Annotated in this window: 16 protein-coding genes; 8 read left to right on the forward strand and 8 right to left on the reverse strand. The window is 68.4% G+C overall.

The genetic code is table 11. The annotated features are described in order from the left end of the window. Nucleotides 1-247: 247 nt before the first annotated feature. Entirely contained in the window at nt 248-895 is a 648-nt protein-coding gene (locus tag ACIA8K_RS34090; RefSeq protein ID WP_396066855.1) for a hypothetical protein, read from the reverse strand. Between the two features lie 247 nt (nt 896-1,142). Here ACIA8K_RS34090 and ACIA8K_RS34095 point away from each other — a divergent pair, with 247 nt between their 5' ends. Then, nucleotides 1,143-2,807 carry an ankyrin repeat domain-containing protein gene (locus tag ACIA8K_RS34095; protein WP_396066857.1) on the forward strand — a complete coding sequence of 555 codons (1,665 nt, stop codon included), beginning with the start codon at nt 1,143-1,145 and terminating at the stop codon, nt 2,805-2,807. A 179-nt stretch (nt 2,808-2,986) separates the two neighbouring features. On the opposite strand, the gene ACIA8K_RS34100 is transcribed toward ACIA8K_RS34095, so the two are convergent. After that, on the reverse strand, nt 2,987-5,197 hold the full coding sequence (locus ACIA8K_RS34100; RefSeq protein WP_396066859.1) for an alpha/beta hydrolase: 2,211 nt from the start codon (nt 5,195-5,197) through the stop codon (nt 2,987-2,989). Between the two features lie 124 nt (nt 5,198-5,321). On the opposite strand from ACIA8K_RS34100, the gene ACIA8K_RS34105 reads away from it, so the two are divergent. Next, entirely contained in the window at nt 5,322-6,119 is a 798-nt protein-coding gene (locus ACIA8K_RS34105) for an inositol monophosphatase family protein (RefSeq protein ID WP_396066861.1), read from the forward strand. 113 nt (nt 6,120-6,232) lie between these two features. On the opposite strand, the gene ACIA8K_RS34110 is transcribed toward ACIA8K_RS34105, so the two are convergent. Next, complete coding sequence (locus tag ACIA8K_RS34110; RefSeq protein ID WP_396067103.1) at nt 6,233-8,263, reverse strand: M4 family metallopeptidase; 2,031 nt, start codon at nt 8,261-8,263, stop codon at nt 6,233-6,235. A gap of 411 nt (nt 8,264-8,674) precedes the next feature. Here ACIA8K_RS34110 and ACIA8K_RS34115 point away from each other — a divergent pair, with 411 nt between their 5' ends. The 3 genes from ACIA8K_RS34115 to ACIA8K_RS34125 all read left to right on the forward strand — a co-directional run bounded on the left by ACIA8K_RS34115 (nt 8,675) and on the right by ACIA8K_RS34125 (nt 10,365). After that, complete coding sequence (locus ACIA8K_RS34115) at nt 8,675-9,151, forward strand: nuclear transport factor 2 family protein (RefSeq protein ID WP_396066863.1); 477 nt, start codon at nt 8,675-8,677, stop codon at nt 9,149-9,151. Between the two features lie 344 nt (nt 9,152-9,495). After that, nucleotides 9,496-9,744 carry a DUF6221 family protein gene (locus tag ACIA8K_RS34120; protein ID WP_396066865.1) on the forward strand — a complete coding sequence of 83 codons (249 nt, stop codon included), beginning with the start codon at nt 9,496-9,498 and terminating at the stop codon, nt 9,742-9,744. A 138-nt stretch (nt 9,745-9,882) separates the two neighbouring features. Further along, nucleotides 9,883-10,365: a GNAT family N-acetyltransferase gene (locus ACIA8K_RS34125; protein WP_396066867.1), complete on the forward strand. Its 483-nt coding sequence runs from the start codon at nt 9,883-9,885 to the stop codon at nt 10,363-10,365. Nucleotides 10,366-10,388: 23 nt separating this feature from the next. On the opposite strand, the gene ACIA8K_RS34130 is transcribed toward ACIA8K_RS34125, so the two are convergent. Continuing rightward, complete coding sequence (locus tag ACIA8K_RS34130; protein WP_396066869.1) at nt 10,389-10,820, reverse strand: hypothetical protein; 432 nt, start codon at nt 10,818-10,820, stop codon at nt 10,389-10,391. Between the two features lie 202 nt (nt 10,821-11,022). Here ACIA8K_RS34130 and ACIA8K_RS34135 point away from each other — a divergent pair, with 202 nt between their 5' ends. Further along, entirely contained in the window at nt 11,023-11,838 is an 816-nt protein-coding gene (locus tag ACIA8K_RS34135) for a class I SAM-dependent methyltransferase (protein ID WP_396066871.1), read from the forward strand. 23 nt (nt 11,839-11,861) lie between these two features. Continuing rightward, nucleotides 11,862-12,755 carry an AraC family transcriptional regulator gene (locus ACIA8K_RS34140; RefSeq protein ID WP_396066873.1) on the forward strand — a complete coding sequence of 298 codons (894 nt, stop codon included), beginning with the start codon at nt 11,862-11,864 and terminating at the stop codon, nt 12,753-12,755. Nucleotides 12,756-12,858: 103 nt separating this feature from the next. Here the strand turns inward: ACIA8K_RS34140 and ACIA8K_RS34145 are convergent, their stop codons facing one another. Together ACIA8K_RS34145 and ACIA8K_RS34150 are read right to left on the reverse strand one after the other, a co-directional pair. Further along, nucleotides 12,859-13,101, reverse strand: coding sequence for a superoxide dismutase (locus tag ACIA8K_RS34145; protein WP_396066875.1), 243 nt, complete (start codon nt 13,099-13,101; stop codon nt 12,859-12,861). Beyond that, nucleotides 13,098-13,724, reverse strand: coding sequence for a superoxide dismutase (locus ACIA8K_RS34150; RefSeq protein ID WP_396066877.1), 627 nt, complete (start codon nt 13,722-13,724; stop codon nt 13,098-13,100). The genes ACIA8K_RS34145 and ACIA8K_RS34150 overlap by 4 nt, the downstream gene beginning before the upstream one ends. Before the next feature lie 657 nt (nt 13,725-14,381). Here ACIA8K_RS34150 and ACIA8K_RS34155 point away from each other — a divergent pair. Beyond that, on the forward strand, nt 14,382-14,921 hold the full coding sequence (locus ACIA8K_RS34155) for an RICIN domain-containing protein (RefSeq protein WP_396066879.1): 540 nt from the start codon (nt 14,382-14,384) through the stop codon (nt 14,919-14,921). Between the two features lie 373 nt (nt 14,922-15,294). On the opposite strand, the gene ACIA8K_RS34160 is transcribed toward ACIA8K_RS34155, so the two are convergent. Both ACIA8K_RS34160 and ACIA8K_RS34165 read right to left on the reverse strand, forming a co-directional pair. After that, nucleotides 15,295-16,860: a GMC family oxidoreductase gene (locus tag ACIA8K_RS34160; RefSeq protein WP_396066881.1), complete on the reverse strand. Its 1,566-nt coding sequence runs from the start codon at nt 16,858-16,860 to the stop codon at nt 15,295-15,297. An 86-nt stretch (nt 16,861-16,946) separates the two neighbouring features. Further along, on the reverse strand, nt 16,947-17,834 hold the full coding sequence (locus ACIA8K_RS34165) for a helix-turn-helix domain-containing protein (protein ID WP_396066883.1): 888 nt from the start codon (nt 17,832-17,834) through the stop codon (nt 16,947-16,949). Nucleotides 17,835-18,032: the final 198 nt, after the last annotated feature.

Below are 18,032 nucleotides of genomic sequence, written 5' to 3' on the forward strand. Positions count from 1 at the left end.
CGTGATCTCACCCGCCACCTTCGCCTCTACAGAGGCCATTCATACCTCGAATCCCCAGCTCAGCGCCGTGCCATCAGACTACGCAACGGCCCTGCCTGACCCCCACGCACACGTGAGGACAGCAACCCGAGAACACCAATTTCTCGACAACAGCGGACGCCCGCCACGTAGGACCGCGACACCGAGCGTGACGGAGACCCTGACCGCTGCACTCGATGCGCGGCAGAAGAGTGAGTCGATGAGGTGCCTATGGCAGGAATTCGTGGAAATGATCGGCCACGAGATCTGCCATGGCATGGGCATCGCGGGAGCCGTCGACGTCGATAACGCGAATTCTGAGACGTCTGGCGTTACGGACCGCGTCCTTGGCGATCAGACTGTCACGTGCGATTCGCCTGCGCTGAGCGAGCTCGGGGTCGCTGACGTCGAGCGGAGCTGCGCCGGCTCGTGGCAGTAGGCGGAGCTGGTGTCGGCGGAACTCCTCGGTGGGCACCATGACGACCATGCGCCGCGGGGAGGACGTCAGCGGCGCGACAAGTTCAGGACGGAGACCCCAGCCGTCAGCGATGATCGGTCGCGGCGCTACAAGGGCGCGCAGGTCGTCCTGGACGTAGTCGAAGCGTTCGACACAAACAGCGAGGGCATCATCGACCGACTGCGCGACAGTCGACCGGATCCACATGCTCTCCGCGTCGGGATCCGTGATCGCCTCCCCAAGGCGTAGCCGCCGGGCTGTTCGGCGATCCAGATGTCCCCGGGCGTCGTGGTAGTCGTAGTGATAGTGGGTCAGCCCGTGCCGCTCGGCGATGATTCCAGCAACAGTGGACTTGCCGGCCCACTGGCCGCCGCCGATCCAGAGAGCGCGTTGCAGTGTCGTGAACGGATCCCAATCCATGACACAAGCGTGAGCCCGGGATATCGCTAGAACAAGCCTTGTTCTTCGCGTCCTAAACTGATTGTCTAGTTATAGGAGCAGATCACTCACTCCCGTCATCGTAAACATCCGGCAAACGCGCTCACATCGGCAGATCCGCGCATCCACCCCTTGCCGGAAGGCTGAGGGTGTCGTCCGGCAAGCTTGGGGCTGGGGTCGGTTCACGGCGGTGGGACCGGGCTTTGCCGAGGCGATGGGGGCGTGGTCGATGCGGGAGCCGATGGTGATCACGTGCGCGCGGGACGGCGATGTGCTTGTTCTAGGTCGGATCCTCGTCGAGGATCCGACGGCGGCGAACGCGCGGGGTGGGATGGGCGAGACGCCGTTGCACGCGGCCGCCGCCTCGGGAGCGGCCGAGGCGGTCCGGGTGCTGATCGGGGCCGGAGCCGACGTGCGAGCCCGGCGTCATAACGGAGATACGGCATTGCACCGCGCTGCGACCGCGGAGATCGCCGAGCTGTTGTTTCGGGCGAGTGGCGAGATCGATCCTGATCAGCGCAACCAGTTCGGGCAGACGCCGCTGCACTGCGCTCGAGACGGCGAGGTGAGCGCCGTGCTGCTGCGATGCGGTGCCTCGCTCAGCGCGAGGGATAACCGTGGCGGCACGCCGTTGCACCATGCCGGTGCAGCGAAGGCGCGAGTGCTGCTGAACGCAGGCGCGGACATCGGGGCTCGAGACGATCAGGGTCGTACGCCGCTGCATCACGCGGTCTTGAACGGCGACATGGACCTGGTCACACTCCTGCTCAGGGAGGGGGCCGACGCGGTGACGCGCGATCACGGTGGCAGCAGCCCGGTCCACCTGGCTCGTCGACGCGAATCGCAAGAGATTCGGGTGCTGCTGGCGAGCGCGGGAGGTGCATTGACCGAGCCCACCAGTCCTCCGATCGTCGTCGGCAGCTCACAACGGGCGCTGCACCTGGGTAGGGACGGAGGCATCGCCTACAGCGTCGCCGGCCACGCGACCCTGGTCCGTTGGCGGTGTGGTTGGCCCTGGGTACCCGAGGTGATCGTCTCGACCGAGCACGCCGCGATCCGTCATCTCGCGGTGCACCCGCGGCGCCGGCTGATCGCGGTCGTACCCGTTGACGGACCCGCCGAACTTCGTGACGACGACCTCTCCGACCCGGAGTCGCTGCACGGGCTTGAGAACGTCAGCGCTCTAGCGTTCTCGCCGGACGGCCGGTGGCTGGCCGCTGCCACCGGGCCCGAACGGGTCGTGCTGTTCGATCTGGACGCCCGGCGGGTAACCGCCGACGCCGAGGCCGGCGAGCGGACGGATTGCGTGAGCTTCTCCGCCGATGGTTCGCTTCTCGCGACGACGTGCTCGTTCCAGGCCGGCGCCCACGTACGCGTCGACCGCGTCACTGAGCAGGGAACGCTCGAGCTGATCACCGAAGTCGAGCGGCCGGCCAGCGACACGATCCCGGCCGTAGTGTTCACCCCGGACGGCCGCCACCTGGTCATCTGGGAGACATCGTCGGTCGGCGGTGGAGGTCGTGCTCCCGGGTGGCGCGGCAGCGTGCTACTGGCCGGCATCGATGGCACCGTCACGTGGCAGCGTGACATCGACGCCAGGACAACCGGCGTGCGTGCGCCGCTGGAGGCGGTGGGAGCGCCAATGGGCTGGTTCACGAAGCCGTGCATCACCGCAGACGGGCGGATGATCGTGCTCGGATTCGACGGCAACCTCGTGCTGCTGAGTACCGGCGACGGCGATTGTCTTGCTGTGCTGCCGGTCGACGGCATGGCCGATTCGGCGGCCATCGACCCGCTCACCGGCACCCTTCTCGTCGCCACCGACCGAGGCCTGCGAGAGATCGAGATGCCGGCCGACCTCGGCGGCGTGCTGCGCAACCCTCTCGACAGGTGAACTCGGCCGGCGGCACCGTGCCGGCCGAGTTCACCTGTCGTACGCGGCGCGGTGGGCGTGCGACCCGTCAGTTGGCGAGCAGCCTTGCGGCCGGGACCTGGCCGGCCTCAGGCTGCTCACCAACGCTCATGAGACTGGGTTCACCTGCGACGCCGACCCGTACCCGGGATGGAAAAGGATCATTGTGTGTCCGGCCGGAACAGCCGTGGGGCGAAGTCGATGAGGTTCTTCTGCCATGCGTCCCAGCCGTGCGGGCCCTGCGTGACCCCGGCGAACTCGTAGCGGATGCCCACGCGGTCGAACGCGGCCATCGTCGCCATCGTGAAGGGGTACACGAAGTCGGTTACGTTGCCGACGTACACCCGGAGCAGTGTTGTGCCGTTGTTGATCGCCTCGGGGTCGTAGCCGGTGGGGTCGACGCCGCCGCCGGGTGTGCCGATCGCCGAGGAGAACGTGCCGATGTAGGCGAACTCGCCGGGGTGCGTCTTGAGGACGTCGTACGTCTGGAATCCGCCCATCGACAGGCCGGCGAGCGCCTGCCCCGCCGGATCATCGGCGATGTGATATTCGGCGCGGGCGGCCGGAACGATGTTCTCCCGCAGTTCCCTCGTGAAGTCGGGAACGTTGCCGTTGCCCATCACGACCACCATCGGGACGATGTCGCCGTCACGGAACTGGTTGTCGAGAATCTGTCTGGCGCGGCCCATCTCGACCCAGTCGGTGTAGCTCTGGCCGCCGCCATGCTGCAGATAGAGCACCGGGTACGGGGCCGGCCGGTCCGGATCGTAGCCGGGCGGCGTCCACACGTACGCCGAGCGCTGCTCGCCGGCCACGGTGCTGTGATAGGTGAGCGTCTCGACCGTGCCGCCCTGGCCGGGCGGGACGTCGGTGAGCAGGCGCGCCCGCGCACCGGGGACGAGGAACGTGCTCCACGTCGGCTCCGTGGTGACGCGCGTCGGGTTCGCGGCGTCCTTCTGCGAGACGCCGTCCACTATAAACTTGTAGTAGTAGAACCAGGGCTTGAGCGGTCCCACGGTTCCCCGCCACCGGTCACCGACGCGGGTCAGCGGGACATTGACCCAGCTGCCACCGGGCGCCCAGTTGCCCCAGAGCGTGACCTGCTTCGCGCCGGTGAACTCGGTGCCGGTCTCGACCGTGACGAAGGTGTCGCCGTTGGCGAGGGTGGTGAGCCACGGGGTCGGGGTCGTTCCGGGCGCCGGCGGCCTGAACTCCTCCCGCAGGGGCAGGTGCCCGCTGCTCGGCCCGGGGTCCGGCGCGGAACGGAACAGCCTGGGCACGAAGTCGGCCAGATTCTCCTGCCAGGCCGTCCAGTTGTGACCGGCGTCGGGGTTGACCCCGTCGAATTCGTGCCTGACGCCGGCCCGGTCGAGCCCGCGCAGCAACCGGTAGGTGGGGTTGTACGCGGGGTCGGTCACATTGCCTGTGTACAGCCGCAGCAATCGGGTGCCCGCGTTGACCGACCGGGCGTCGATGTGGAGGCCGCCTTCGGGGTAGGCGCCGGCGAACGACCCGACGTAGGCGAACTCGCCAGGGCGGGTCAACGCGGTACGAAGGGCCTGTGTGCCGCCGGAGTCGGCGCCGGCGAGCGCCTGGTGCGCCGAGTCGCGGGCGACGTGGTACCTGGCGTGCACGGCGCGCATGAGGTGCTCGAGCTCGTTCCGGGAGCCGGAGGTGTCGCCCATCACGACGACCATCGGCTCCATCCGGCCCTCGACCGAGAGGTTGTCCAGGATCTGCCGGGCGCGTCCGAGCTCGGCCCAGTCGGCGTGGCCGCCGCCCTCACCGTGCTGCAGGTACAACACCGGGTACGGCCGGCTCCGGCGCGCGTCGTACCGTGGCGGGGTCCACACGTTCGCCGCCCGGCCCCGGTAGGTGATCGTCGTGATCGCTCCGCCCTGGCCGGTGGGCACATCGGTGAGCAGCCGCGCGGAGTCACCCGGGATGAACAGGGTTCGCCAGCTCGGATCCGAGGTGACAGTCGCACTGTTCGTGGAATCCGCGAAGATCCTCGTGCCGTCAGCCTTGAGCCGGTAGTGGTACAACCCGGCCGGCAGTGGTCCGATCACCGACGTCCAGGCATCGCCGGAGCGGCCGAGGCCGAGTTCCGACACGTTCGAGGACGGGCCGAAGTTCGCCTCGACGACGATCGACGACACGGTGCCGACGGCGTTCTGGACGTCGGCCACCGGAACCCGGAACGATACGAAACCCTCGGTCACGGTCACCCAGGGCGCCGCCGCGGCGGCCACCGGTTGTGCCCCGGTCAACGCGGCCGCGCCGCACATGACGGCGGTGAACAGGGCGGCGACGAACCGGTGGCGTACGGCGGACCGCCGCGGTCGCCGCCGGTGATGGGAAGTGGGCGTCATGGGGACTCCTCCTGGGACGGCATTCCGGCTCCTCAGAATTACATAGATGTAAATAGATTTATAAGGCCCCGAGGGTGCGCGCCGTTCCATGGCGTGAGGCGTTATGGGCATCTATGGTTTCCGCATGACGATCACCGACCGCGAACTGGCCGCCGAAGCGAGTGAAGCTGGCGCCTCGGTCGTCCGCTCGCACTACGGATCATCGCTGACACGCTTCGAGAAGTCCGTTGGTGACTTCGCCACCACGGCCGACATCGAGGCGGAGAAGGCCATCATCGATGTCCTGCGTGCGGCGCGGCCGGAGGATCTCGTACTGGGTGAGGAGAGCGGGCACACGGGCGACGGCGTGAACGATCGACTGTGGTTGGTCGACCCCCTGTGCGGAACGGTGAACTTCGCCGTGCGGAACATGCTGGCCTCGGTCAACGTGGCGCTACGAACCGGCGGGCGGACCACGGTTGCCGCCTCCGCGGACCCGTTCACGAACGAGGTGTTCTGGACCGACGGCACCGCCGCGTACGTCCGTCGCGACGGGACGGACGAGCGACTCACCCCGTCGGCCGAGTCGAGGCTGGTGGACGTCAATCTCGACCCGCCGTTTCCTAATCATGGGAGCTTCTCTGCCGCCCGGATGCTCGCCGATGAGGGTTTCATCGCACAGTTCCGCCCGCGGGTCGTCTCCACCACGCTGGCCGTGGCGTGGGTCGCCGCCGGCCGCCGCGCCGCCTACGTCACCGATGGCCACCTCCGCGACAGCGTTCACTTCGCGGCCGGAATCGCCCTCTGCCAGGCGGCCGGGTGCGTGGTCACCGGGATCGACGGCGGGCCGATCCATACCGGGGCGGGCGGTCTCGTCGCGGCTGCGGACGAGCAGACCCATGCCGCCCTGCTGGCCCTGATCGCGAACCAGCGCCTTTCCTGACGTGGCGGGCGGCAGCGCAGCGAAGCGCTGCCACCGGGCGCCGGTGACCTCGTCACCGCGCCGGGCCGCGACCTCGGCGAGGTCGCGGCCCGGCGTTCACCTGCGCACCAGCGTCAGAATTGGAGCGACCAGGACTGGATCGAGCCGTTATCCCTGGAACTCCTGTCGCGGACGCGGAGCTTCCAGACGCCGTTCGGCTGTTTCGACGACACGTCCAGGACGTACGTCTTGTCGATGCTGTCGTAGTAGCCGTCGCCGCGATTATGGACGTTGTACACCGTGCCGTCCGGGGCTATCACGTCCACGATGAGGTCGCGCGGCTCGCCGTGGTAGATCAGGACCTTGACCTTCAGGTCGCGAGGCGATGTCGGCTGACTGGTGACGGTGATCGGCGATTCGGCCTCGCCGATCGGACCGTCGGGGATGACGATGCGGTTCGTGTTGGAGAAGTAGTTGCTCTCCACCGGCGGAAGCTCGCCCGGCGGCGGACCACCCGGGCCGGTGCACACGGCGTCGGAGCCGGAGACGTTCACCGCGGACCAGGCGGTCTGCACGGCCTTGTACTCGTCGTTGCACATGCCGTACAGGTCCGCCGCGGCCTTGAGAGTGTCCTGCCGGGCCTTGCGGTACGACTCGGTGCTGGTGAAGTGGGCGTCGAGGGCGCGGAACCAGATCTTCGCCGCCCGTTCCCGGCCGATGCCGGTGACGGTGGAGCCGTTGCAGGTCGGGCTCGGCTTCGGACCGCCGGATGAGCCCTCCGCGAGCAGGTAGAAGAAGTGGTTGCCGGGACCCGAGGTGTAGTGCGGGTCGTAGTTCGGCCAGGGGAACTGGTAGCAGTCGAAGGATCGGCCGTCCAGGCTGGGCTGGTACATGTACCGCAACGGCCGGCCGTCGCCGAACAGGTTGATCTCCTCGCCGATGTCGTAGTCACCGGGATCGTTCGGATTGTTCGCCGCGAACTCGACCATCGAGCCGAAGATGTCGCTCGTCGACTCGTTGAGGCCGCCCGCGTCGTCGTTGTACTCCAGGGCGGCGAGCGAATCGGTCAATCCGTGGCTGAGCTCGTGGCCGACCACGTCGAGCGCCACCAAGGGGTTGGCGTTGTTCTGGCCGTCGCCGAACGTCACATTCGTTCCGTCCCAGAAGGCGTTGGTGTAGTTCCAGCTGTAGTGCACCTGCGCCCGGACGCCCTTGCTGTCACCACGGATGCCGGTGCGCTGATGGACGTTCTTGAAGTAGTCCCAGGTCTGTGCGACACCGTAGTGCGCATCGACGCCCGCCGAGAGGCGATCAGCCTGCGTACCGTTGCCCCACGCATTGTCGGTGTCCCACAGGGTGCTGCACAGATTGGTGTTGTTGCCGAACGTGCAGGTGTCGTTGTCGCCCCGGGTCGGATCCTCAAGCGTGTAGCTGCCTCCCGTTTTCGCCGTGGTGTCCAGCGGTACGGCTCCGTTGAAGATGCCGATGCCGGAACCCTTGGCCGGCGCGTCGGCGGCCGCGCGTGCCGCCGGCTTCGGGGCTGCCGCCGCTGCCGTTATCTGTGCGGACGGGATGAACACCCGCACGTCATCCCAGCGCTGGAGTACGGCACCCGTATGGGCGTCGACTATGACGTTCTCCTTGCTCGGGGTCTGGCCGTCCGCACGTGTGCCGGACAGCCGCACCTGCCAGGCGAGTCGCGGAATCTGCACGGCGTCCACGATCAGCGTGCTGCCGAGCAGCCCTGACAGAGTGCCCTTGAACCCCTGCTTGGCCGCATCGACGGCCTGCCCGGAGGTCCACTTCGGAGTGACGGACGGCAACGAGACGGCCGCCGGCTGCGCCACGTCCGCCCCGGCGAATTGCCCGGCCGCGTCACTGTGTACGACGAAGTCGCCACCCCGCACCGGCAAGCCCTGATACGTCCGCTGATAGCGGGTATGGGAGGCGCCCGAGGCATCGATGATGACCCGCCCGGCGATGTACCTCTCGCCGTCCGCTCCCTTGATCGCCGCTCGGTGCGCCGATACGGCCTGGTCGGCCCGGGCCAGCGCGGTGGCGCGGTCGGGCTTCCGATCACCACCTGACGGCGCGCCCTGCGCGGCCGTCGGCACTGCGATCGCCAGTCCCAGCACCACAGCGATGGCGCCGGTCGAGGCCAGCATTCTCCTCACCGATTCTCCTCCCATTGGCTGCGTGACCGATCGTCACGCACCGAAAACCTATCGACGTGCATCATTTGTTGTCAGCCGTGGGAGCAACCGGTAAGAGCGCGGTAATAAGTGAAACCGCCGCGGCCGGGAAGCCTGGCCACGGCGAAAGCGGTGTGAGGCTCTCCGTTTCCGCCACACCTGCCGCGAGCAGGCAGCCGCGCTCGCCACCCGGCAGTGAAGCTGGAAGTCCCGCCTGGGCCTCAAAGCGCAGACCGGCACACGCCACCGTCCGCACACACCGGCCGCGAGACGAACCAAGGGGGACAACCTGGCCCCCGCCGGTGACGATCACCCGCCCGAAGATGGATCAAGGCCCGCCCGAGAGGGGCGAGGTCCACTGCTCATCTCGAAGGACGTGCGCCGATGGATTCGTTGCTCATGGACAAGTCGCTGATCAGCGACATCCTCACCACCGCCGCGATAGCGTCGGACGACCGTGACTGGGCCCGGCTACGATCGCTTCTCGCCGACCGCGTGCACTTCGACGCCTCCCGCCACGTGGGAGGAGTGCCTGCCGACCTGACGGCCGAGGACTTCGTCGCCGCCCCTGCCGCGGTCCTCAACGGCTTCGACGGAACGCAGCACAACCTCTCCAACATGCTCGTCACGGTCGACGGCGACGAGGCACGGGGTCGCGCCGACATGGTCGCCTACCACTACATCACCGAAGCTGACGGTACGGTCTCGTACGTCACCATGCGCGGCCGGTGGGAGATCGCCCTCCGACGCGCCGCCGGGGGATGGCTCATCACCCGGTGGGCGGTGATCCCCACGGCCCCGCTCGAGGGAGATGCCGGCCTGTACGAGCGGGCCACCGCCCGGGGCGCCTCCGCGGCCTGAGCAACGGTCGGGCGCAGGCCTCACGTGCAGGCAGCGTCGCTGCCGAGAGAAGACCCACGAGCCCGCGGTGGCGGCTCGATCCGGATCAGGAGGCCGTGCAGGATCGCGTCAGGACTGCCGGGTGGGCCGATGCGAGTTCCAGCGGGAAGGGCGAAAGGCCGGCGCGCTGAAAGGGCGTCGCGGCACCGGTGACCGAGACGCCACCGGCCGGCAGATGCCGACGGTGAGCAGACTCGGGCGGCCCATCGCGTACCCCCGATGGATCGTGTGCTCGTGGGTACCCGCTCACCGGTTCGCGGCGCTGCGCACGTAACGTCGGTCGCAGTTCACATGCGGGAGGCATCATGACTGACCTGGTCACCTGGCTACGCGCCCAGCTCGACGGCGGCCAGGAACCCGGCACTGTGGTCGCCGCGCACCGCGCGATTCTGGAGATGCATCGCGATGACGGGCTCGGCTGGTGCACGTCCTGCGGAGAGATGACCCTCGACGACCATGATCGGGCCCCGGTGGAGACTCCGTGTGACACGCTGCGTGCTCTGGCCTCCGCCTACGCCGGCCGGCCTGGCTACAACCCGGGGTGGGCGCTGTAGCCCTCCTCCGGCCCGGACGGTCGAGGCCGTGCCGCTCACGACGGCTGGAAGCCGACCATGTCTAAACGTCCGGATCGCGATTCCAGGCCTGTTCCCTATTCATTGGAGGCGGCCGACCGAAGCTGCCATAGTGCAGATATGGGTGTTGGTGAGCAGCACGTCCGCCGTGCCGGTGCGTCGGACGCGGGGACGCTGGCGCGGCTGCTGTACGAGTTCAACACCGAGTTCGACGCCGAGACCGACAGCGAGCCCGTGCTGGCGGTCCGTTTCGCGCGGATCCTGGCCAGCGACGCGGTGATCGCCCTGCTGGCGTCGGACGGCCGGCAGGAGACCGGTTTCGCCCTGATCACCCTGCGACCGGCGATCTGGTTCGACGGGCCGGTGGCCACGCTTGACGAGCTGTATGTCGTGCCTGCCAGCCGCGGTCACGGGGCCGGTACCGCGCTGCTCACGCAGGCCCGCGAGTTGCTACGGGAGCGGGGTTGCCCCGAGATGCACATCAACGTCGATGAGGTCGACGTTGACGCCCGGAGGTTCTACGAGCGACACGGTTTCGTGAACATCGAGCCCGGGGTCGACTACCGGATGCTCTGTTACGTCGGCTCTACCGGACGCCCTTGAACGACGCCCGGATCCAGGCGGCGTCACCAACGGCGTGAACGCCTCGGCCCCGCGAATCGGCGGCGGAACCACCGGGGAAGCCTTCGCCGTGGCGCGAACATGCCGACATCGGCGGCGGCGTGTTCTGCATAACCGCGGATCTGGAAACCACCCGCACGGGTCTGGTCGCTCAAGGCGCTACGCAGCAGCGCTATCAGATCGTGGTCGATCGACCCGTGCAACCGGGTGTAGTGACCCGCGCATTGCAGCGCGTTTGCCCTGGTCTGGGCACGAGGCGAAACCAGCGCCCGCTTGATTCGAGGAAGCACGATCTGGGGCTCAGGATGGTTGAGCACCAGGGCGAGCAAGGCGACGCCGGCATATTCGCCGTTCGCCTCGACGACGTCGTCGACGATCTCGGGCCGCTCGACCACGTCCATCCAACTGCCGATATACCAGGGCTCCCCGACCGTCACGTCCGAGATCCTGCCATGCCACAGACCTCGGGCCCGACCGATTACATCCGCGATCGCGGTACGTTAATCGGCCATCCGCAGGTCGAGACCGACCTCCGCGCCGTGGCCCCGGCACTGCACTCCTGCCCGGCGGACGCGGCCGTATGGTTCCGGGACGTGCGCGGATGGAATGGGCGGTGATCGTCCGGTTGACTCGATTCCCGTGAGTGAAGATCAAGATCCTTGGGGCCCGGTCATTCCCGCGTACGAGCGGTGGGCGGAGCCGTTCTCCCGGCGCATGGCACAGGCCGCGCTCGATCAAGCCGCACCGCGTGCCGGTGGCGCCGTGCTCGACGTGGCCGCCGGCACCGGCGCCCTTGCCGTCACCGCTGCCGAGCGTGGATACCGCGTGCGGGGAATCGATGCGTCGCCGGCGATGACGTACCGCCTCCAGGAGCGGCTGCGGTCGTACCGAGGCTGCTCCGGCGCGGTGATGGATGCTTTTGATCTGCGGTACGGCGACGACGAGTTCGACGCCGCGTACTCGGTGCTGGGTGTGTTGAACTTCGGTCCCGGCACGCCGAAAGCCCTGGCCGAGATGGTCAGGGTGGTTCGCCCCGGCGGCATCATCAGCGTCGCGGGGTGGGCGGACGCACGCAGCGCGCCGTTCTTCGAGCCGCTGGGCCGGGCCGTCGCACGCATGAACGATCCCCGGATAGGGGTGTTCGTGCCCGCCCTGAGCAGCTATCTCGACCGCGCCGAGGTGGAGGCCGCGCTCGTCGGGGCCGGTTGCGTCGACGCGGTGTCGGAGGTCGTCGAGGTCGAGTGCGCCGTTCCGGACCCGGAGGCGTTCATCCGGGAGCTGCAGCCGATCCTGGCATTCCATCCGCAGTACGCCGAGGCGCTCGCCGCGGACCGTGGACGTTTCGAGGCTCTGCTGACGGAGGAGGCCGGAAAGCTGAGGACCGGCGGTGGCGGGCACCTCGTCGGGCGGGCCAACATCGTGCACGCCCGGGTCCCCGGCGTGCCGGGCGACTGACGCTCCTCGTAGAGTCGGCCGGCATGGACATGCTGGCCGACGTCATCCGTAGCGTGCGTGTCGGGCGGGCGGCGGCGTACCGGATCAAGGAGTCCGGCGCCTGGGGCATGCGATTCGAAGAGTTCACCGGCAGCGGATTCCACGTCGTGTTGCGCGGCCGCGGATGGCTGATCACTGCGGAGGAGAGCCCGCGTGCGCTCGCGCCCGGAGACGTCGTGTTCACCCCGTCCGGGGCTGAGCACGGGCTCAGTCACGCGGCGGTCCGGCTTGTCGATCTGCCGCCGGCGGTGATGCACGAGAACCAGCCGGATCGGGATCACGCCGACTTCGAGTTCCTCTGCGGCGGCTACCGGCTCGACCACGGGCGCGCGCATCACCTGCTGAGGATGCTTCCCCACCAGATGGCGATCACGCCGGACTACGACGAGAGCCCGGTGCTGCGCACGCTTGCCGACCTGTTACGCACCGAGATCGTCGAGAGTCCGGCGGGCACCGGAGCGACCCGCCCGGCGCTGCTGGACCTGTTGCTGACCCACATCCTGCGCCAGTGGCTCGCCCGCAACGGCGATGCCGCCTGGTGGCGGGTCGACGACCCGGTGATCGCCGCCGTGCTGGGCGAGATCCACGCGCGCCCGGGCGAACCGTGGACGGTGCGGCAGCTCACCGAGGCCGCCGGAATGTCACGCACGGCGTTCGTTCAGCGATTCACCACAGCCGTAGGTCAGCCGCCGATCACATATCTGCGGGCCTGGCGTCTCGCGCAGGCGGCGACCATGCTCCGGGAGACGGACGCCCCGCTCGCGACGATCGCCCGCCGGGTCGGCTACTCGACGGAGTTCACGTTCAGCGAGGCCTTCCGCCGCGCCAACGGCATATCGCCGGGCCGGTTCCGGATGGATCCAGCGGCTTGCCCGTAGGCCCGTTCCTCACCGTAAGATCCCGCCGCTGTCCATGAGGGAACCGCGGGAGCCGATCCGCCGCGCCGATCGAGTGGACGCGGCGGATCAGGGTGTCGAGGGTTCACGCCGTGCCAGGGATCGATTCCATCAGCAGGGTCAGTTCCTGGACCAGTTCGTCCATGCTCTGCCCGGTCTGTGATGTGACCAGGCTGAGTGACAGCTCGGCGAGCAGGCAGAACCCGCGGGTCCTGCTGGCCTCGTCCGGGAAGGACGCGAGCAGTGCCTCCGCGCCGGCGAGGTCGCCGCGGTGTTTGGCAGCGATGACCCCGGCGGCGCGTTGGGCTGCCTGGAAGGCGTCGGTCACGGTGCGACGATGAGCGGGTTCCCGGCCGCGCGGGCGGCGTCGAAGCGCTTGGTCACGTCCTGCCAGTTGACGAGGTCCCACAGCCGGTCGACGTAGTCCGGGCGGACGTTCTTGTACTGCAGGTAGTAGGCGTGCTCCCAGGCGTCGAAGGCCAGGATGGGCGTGGAGCCCTGGCCGACGTTGCCGTGGTGGTCGTAGACCTGCTCGACGATCAGGCGCTGTGACAGAGGCTCCCAGGCCAGGATGCCCCAGCCGGAGCCCTGCACGCCCTTGGTCGCGGTGGACAGCTGCCCGGCGAACGCGTCGAACGAGCCGAAGTGCTCGGCGATCGCCGCGTCGAGCTCGCCCTCGGGCCGGCCGCCGCCGTCGGGGGAGAGGTTGTTCCAGAAGATCGAGTGGAGTACGTGCCCGGAGAGGTTGAACGCCAGGGTCTTCTCCAGGCCGACGAGGGTGGAGTAGTCGCCCTTGTCGCGGGCCTCGGCGAGCTGGTCGAGGGTGTCGTTGCTGCCCTTGACGTAGGCGGCGTGGTGCTTGCTGTGGTGCAGTTCCAGGATCTGCCCGGACATCGCCGGCTCGAGTGCGCCGTAGTCGTAGGGCATGTCGGGAAGCGTGTAGACGGCCATCGTCCACCTCTCGGGTTCGCGTCGTCGCGATCAGGCCACCGCGACGCTTATTGCCAATCTATGGCAATAGCTCTGGCTAAGCATTAGTGGCCTCGGCGTGTCCTTCCTCATGGGCGTCGGGTCCGAGAACCGGCTCACCGGGAATGACCGGTGCCGCCGCAGTCGGTGCGGCCGCGGCGATCAGCGTCGGCCGCGCACCGGCGGCGACGACCGGTCCGGTCGGTAGTAGCACGAGCACACTGAGCTGGTCACGCGCGAGCGTGCGCGGGCAGCGGCTGCGGCCGTCATGGATCTCGGCCGCCGCGTTCCCCGTCTGGCGCCTACCGCCGACCGGAGAGTGCGCTACTCGCCGGTAGGACGGATGTCCTCGCTCTACGGCCGACGTAGACAGGGGCAGGGCGCGCGTGCCGCGCGGCTGAAACCGGTCCCGGGCGGGCGGGTCCGGCGCACCTCGTTGCAGGTCCGTTGTGTGCGATGCCCGGTTGCGGGGGAGTGGCGACGTTCTGGTGCGAAGCCGTCGTTGACGACGATATCGCAGCCTGTCTGAATGGTTGCAGACAGGTGAATTCGCGGAGAGGTTTGTTCATGTTGGATTCAGCATTGCTTGATCGTTGATTCACCTCTCAATCTTGCTGAGTGGAGTGTATCTATGCTTCCATGATCGGCGCAGGGTGCGACGTCTCGTTCGTGCCCGCCTTTACGGGGGAGGCAACATTGCAAGGCATCACACTGTTTCGCCGCTTGGCCGCAGCTATTTTTGCGATCGCGGCCGTCTCCGCACTGACGCTGGTCGCGCCGTCGTCGGCGTCTGCGGCGCCTTCCACGTTTCGGATCAGCAACCGGGGCACCGGTGCCTGTCTCAGCTCGAACGGCACCGATATCTACACCGTGTACCCCTGCACCAATATCGCCTACCACGACTGGTATTGGGTTACCTATGTCCAGACTGGCTACACGGCTCTCATCAACAACGGTGTCGGTAGCGGTAAGTGCCTGAGCGCCAACTACAACGATGACGTCTACCCGACCGCGTGTAACGGCACGACCGTGTATCACAGCTGGAGCTGGACCAATTTCGGTGAGCTGATGAACAACGGCACGGGCCGCTGTCTCAGCGCGAACTTCAACGATGACGTCTACACCGCGCAGTGCGTCGGTAGTAGCGTCATCTATCACCAGTGGCGCACTGATCTCTAAAGGCTGCCCGGCCCGCAGGTGGGTGTCTGGAAGCTCGCCTGCGGGCCTGGTGCACGGAGGGTGGAGAGTGCCCCAAGTCAGCCTCGGCATCGCCGCCCGTCGCGGGCCGCTGTCGGCCGTCGACAATCTCGCCGTCGAGCAGGTGGCCGGTCGCCTTCTGTTCAAGGCAGGCGGGCCCGCAAATGGTGGACGGCGCGCAGGAGGCCGTCGCGGTGTTTGCCTGCCTTCATCCAAACGGGGATCTGCCGGACCGATGCCTGGCTGGAGCAGGCCGGGCAGTGAACGAGAATGTCGTCTCCGAAGCATCCGTGACTCGCCAGGGACTGTCCCGGCCGATCGTGAGAGTGGCCGGGACAGGTCTGCCGGCGGGCGGTTATGCGGCGGCGATCAGCTGGGAGCCTCGCTCGCCGATCATGATCGACGGGGCGTGGATGTTGCCGCGGGGCAGTGTCGGCATGACTGAGGAGTCCACGACGTGCAGGCCGGTCACCCCGTGCACGCGTAGCGTGGGATCGACCACCGACGCGTCGTCCACGCCGGCCCGGCAGGTGCCCGCGGGATGGTTGATCGAGATCGCGGAGGCCCTGACCGCCTGGTCGAGCGTGGTGTCATCGGCGGCGCCGGGCAGGATCGGCTCGCCTGTCACCGCGCGGAAGATCGGGCTCTCGCCCAGTGCCAGCGTCGCGCGCAGGCCGTCGATCAGGATCCGGCGGTCCTTTTCGCTCTCCATGTAGCGCATGTCCACCAGGGGGTTCAGCGCCGCGTCTGCCGACCTGAGTCGCACGGTTCCCCGGCTCTCCGGAGTCAGCAGCGTGACCAGGCAGGTGAAGCCGGGTTGTCCGCTGCCTGACAAGTCGATCAGCATGGGCATCAGCTGGATGTCCGGTGCCGGCGCGCCGTGGCCTACCCGCAGGAAGCCTGCGGCTTGGCCGACCGAGGCGAGCGGACCGCTTCGCTCCCGCTCGTAGCGGCTGAAATTCTCCGGGGTGTACGCGTCGAGCCAGGTCGAGCCGTGGGTGACCGGCCAGATGGCCATGGCCGAGAGATGGTCTTGCAGGTTGCCGCCCACGCCGGGCAGGTCGGCGACGACGTCGATGTCGTGCTCGCGCAGGTGGTCGGCCGGCCCGATGCCGGACAGCATGAGCAGTTGCGCGGAGCGGATGCCACCCGCAGACAGGACAACGGAATCCGCGTGTACGGTCGTCAGCCTGCCCGAGTCGTCGAGGTATTCGACGCCGACCGCGCGTCCCCGGTCGGTGATGACGCGGCGGACCAGCGCCCCGGTTCGTACCTCGAGGTTGGGTCTATCGGTTGCCGGGCGCAGGTAGCCGCGGGCGGCACTGACCCGCTCCCCGTCGCAGAGGTTGCCGTACATGAGACCGACACCGTCGAGGTCGGCGCCGTTGAAGTCGCGGTTGAGTGGAAGGCCCTGGTCGACCCCGGCCGCGATGAAGGCCAGCGAGAGCGGGCTGATGTCCTGGGCCGTGCTCACCCGGATGGGCCCGCCAGTGCCGTGCCACTGCGACGCGCCGAGTTCGTGGTCCTCACTGCGTGTGAATGCGGGGAGCACCTCGTCCCAGCTCCAGCCCTTCATGCCGCGCGCGGACCAGGTGTCGTAGTCGAGTTGGTGGCCGCGGAACCAGGCTTGGTAATTGATCGAGCCGCCGCCGCCGAGCAGCCGTCCGCCCGAGACCGGGATCTCCCGGTTGTGCAGATGCGGTTGCGGAGTGGTGGTGTAGCTCCAGTCGAGCGGGCCGCGCAGCAACTGGAAGACCCCGTGTGGCGCGGAGATGTTCGGATCCGCATCGGCTGGTCCGGCTTCGAGCAGCAGCACCCGGCGATCCGCGTTCTCCGAGAGCCGGGCGGCGACGACCGAACCGGCCGCGCCACCACCGACGACGATGTGATCGAAACCGTCGGTGGAGTAGTCGTAGGTCATGGTGATTCCCTTGTTGATCGAGCGGGTCGGCCTCGAGTAATGCTTGCGTGACCAGGGCCCGGACCGGCTCGGGGAATTGCGCCGCTCTACCGGCTGATTGCGGAGTTGCGGGGGTCGCCCGGGCCCACGCCGCCGTGTGCACCGCGGTAGGCGCTGGGGCTCACGCCATGCTCAGCACGGAAGATCGCCGCGAACTGACCGGCGCTGCGGTAGCCGCAGTGTGCGGCTACCGCGGCGATCGGCAAGGTGGTGGCGGTGAGCAGCTCGGCGGCGGTACCAGCCCGGAGGCGGCGCAGGTACCTGCTCGGGGTGAGGCCGGTGCTGGCGGCGAACGTACGGATGAAGTGAAATTTGCTGACGTTGACCACGGCGGCCAGGTCATCGACGGTGACGTCGTCGGCCAGGTGGGCGCGCATGTAGTCGGTCACCTGCTCGACCTGCCGGGCGCCCAGCGGCCGAGCCGTGCCGCCCGGGGGCGATGCCGCAGCCCGCGCCCGCAGATCGAGCTGGGCGATCAGGGCCTGGGCGACGGAGTCCGCGTAGAGGGCCGAACCGCCGGTGTCCAGCGCGCGCAGGAGTGCCCAGGCGCCGGCGGACAGGAACGGGTCGCTGAGCGTCGCCTCGTCAGGGATGCACGCCACTCCCGTGGCACCGGGGGAGAGGTGCAGCTGCAACGACCGTATGGGCGCGGCAGAGGCGGCCCGCCAGCGCACGCGGGCGTCATGACCGGACGCGACGACGCAGAGCGAGCCGGGGCCGCGGGAGTCGCGGCGCCAGCTTCCCCGGTCCCGGCGCTCGATCGTGAACTGGCCGCTGACGATCAGGACCAGCATCAACCGGTCGGGCCGGAACGTGAACTCCTCGGCGCGGGGCGGGTCGGCGTACGTCACCGCCTCGACCGATCGCCAGCCCAGGGGTGCGCTCGACACGAGCATCCGGGACGGCAGGCCCGCCGCCGCTCGTTCGACTCCCATCGCGCGAGCGTACGTGCGACCGAGGGCTCTGGCCGTCGTGCCGCCGCTGGTGTGACCGTTCACGCTCGGCTCCCTTGGCCGTTCCTGCCATCGGGGCCGTACCGTCATCGGCCTTTCTTTAGATCCTGGCCGATGCGGCGGCGACGGGGCACGGGTGTGTCAGGACGGCCCGCCCCCGCTCGCGTCGGTTGTTCAGCG

Origin of the sequence: Catenuloplanes sp. NPDC051500 (genome assembly GCF_044454585.1) — a bacterium.
Lineage (GTDB): Bacteria > Actinomycetota > Actinomycetes > Mycobacteriales > Micromonosporaceae > Catenuloplanes.

Coding starts and splice junctions, on each gene's coding strand:
- ACIA8K_RS34090 (WP_396066855.1), bottom strand. CDS start 895: ATGGATTGGGATCCGTTCACGACACTGCAACGCGCTCTCTGGATCGGC.
- ACIA8K_RS34095 (WP_396066857.1), top strand. CDS start 1,143: ATGCGGGAGCCGATGGTGATCACGTGCGCGCGGGACGGCGATGTGCTT.
- ACIA8K_RS34100 (WP_396066859.1), bottom strand. CDS start 5,197: ATGACGCCCACTTCCCATCACCGGCGGCGACCGCGGCGGTCCGCCGTA.
- ACIA8K_RS34105 (WP_396066861.1), top strand. CDS start 5,322: ATGACGATCACCGACCGCGAACTGGCCGCCGAAGCGAGTGAAGCTGGC.
- ACIA8K_RS34110 (WP_396067103.1), bottom strand. CDS start 8,263: ATGCTGGCCTCGACCGGCGCCATCGCTGTGGTGCTGGGACTGGCGATC.
- ACIA8K_RS34115 (WP_396066863.1), top strand. CDS start 8,675: ATGGATTCGTTGCTCATGGACAAGTCGCTGATCAGCGACATCCTCACC.
- ACIA8K_RS34120 (WP_396066865.1), top strand. CDS start 9,496: ATGACTGACCTGGTCACCTGGCTACGCGCCCAGCTCGACGGCGGCCAG.
- ACIA8K_RS34125 (WP_396066867.1), top strand. CDS start 9,883: ATGGGTGTTGGTGAGCAGCACGTCCGCCGTGCCGGTGCGTCGGACGCG.
- ACIA8K_RS34140 (WP_396066873.1), top strand. CDS start 11,862: ATGGACATGCTGGCCGACGTCATCCGTAGCGTGCGTGTCGGGCGGGCG.
- ACIA8K_RS34150 (WP_396066877.1), bottom strand. CDS start 13,724: ATGGCCGTCTACACGCTTCCCGACATGCCCTACGACTACGGCGCACTC.
- ACIA8K_RS34155 (WP_396066879.1), top strand. CDS start 14,382: ATGATCGGCGCAGGGTGCGACGTCTCGTTCGTGCCCGCCTTTACGGGG.
- ACIA8K_RS34160 (WP_396066881.1), bottom strand. CDS start 16,860: ATGACCTACGACTACTCCACCGACGGTTTCGATCACATCGTCGTCGGT.
- ACIA8K_RS34165 (WP_396066883.1), bottom strand. CDS start 17,834: ATGGGAGTCGAACGAGCGGCGGCGGGCCTGCCGTCCCGGATGCTCGTG.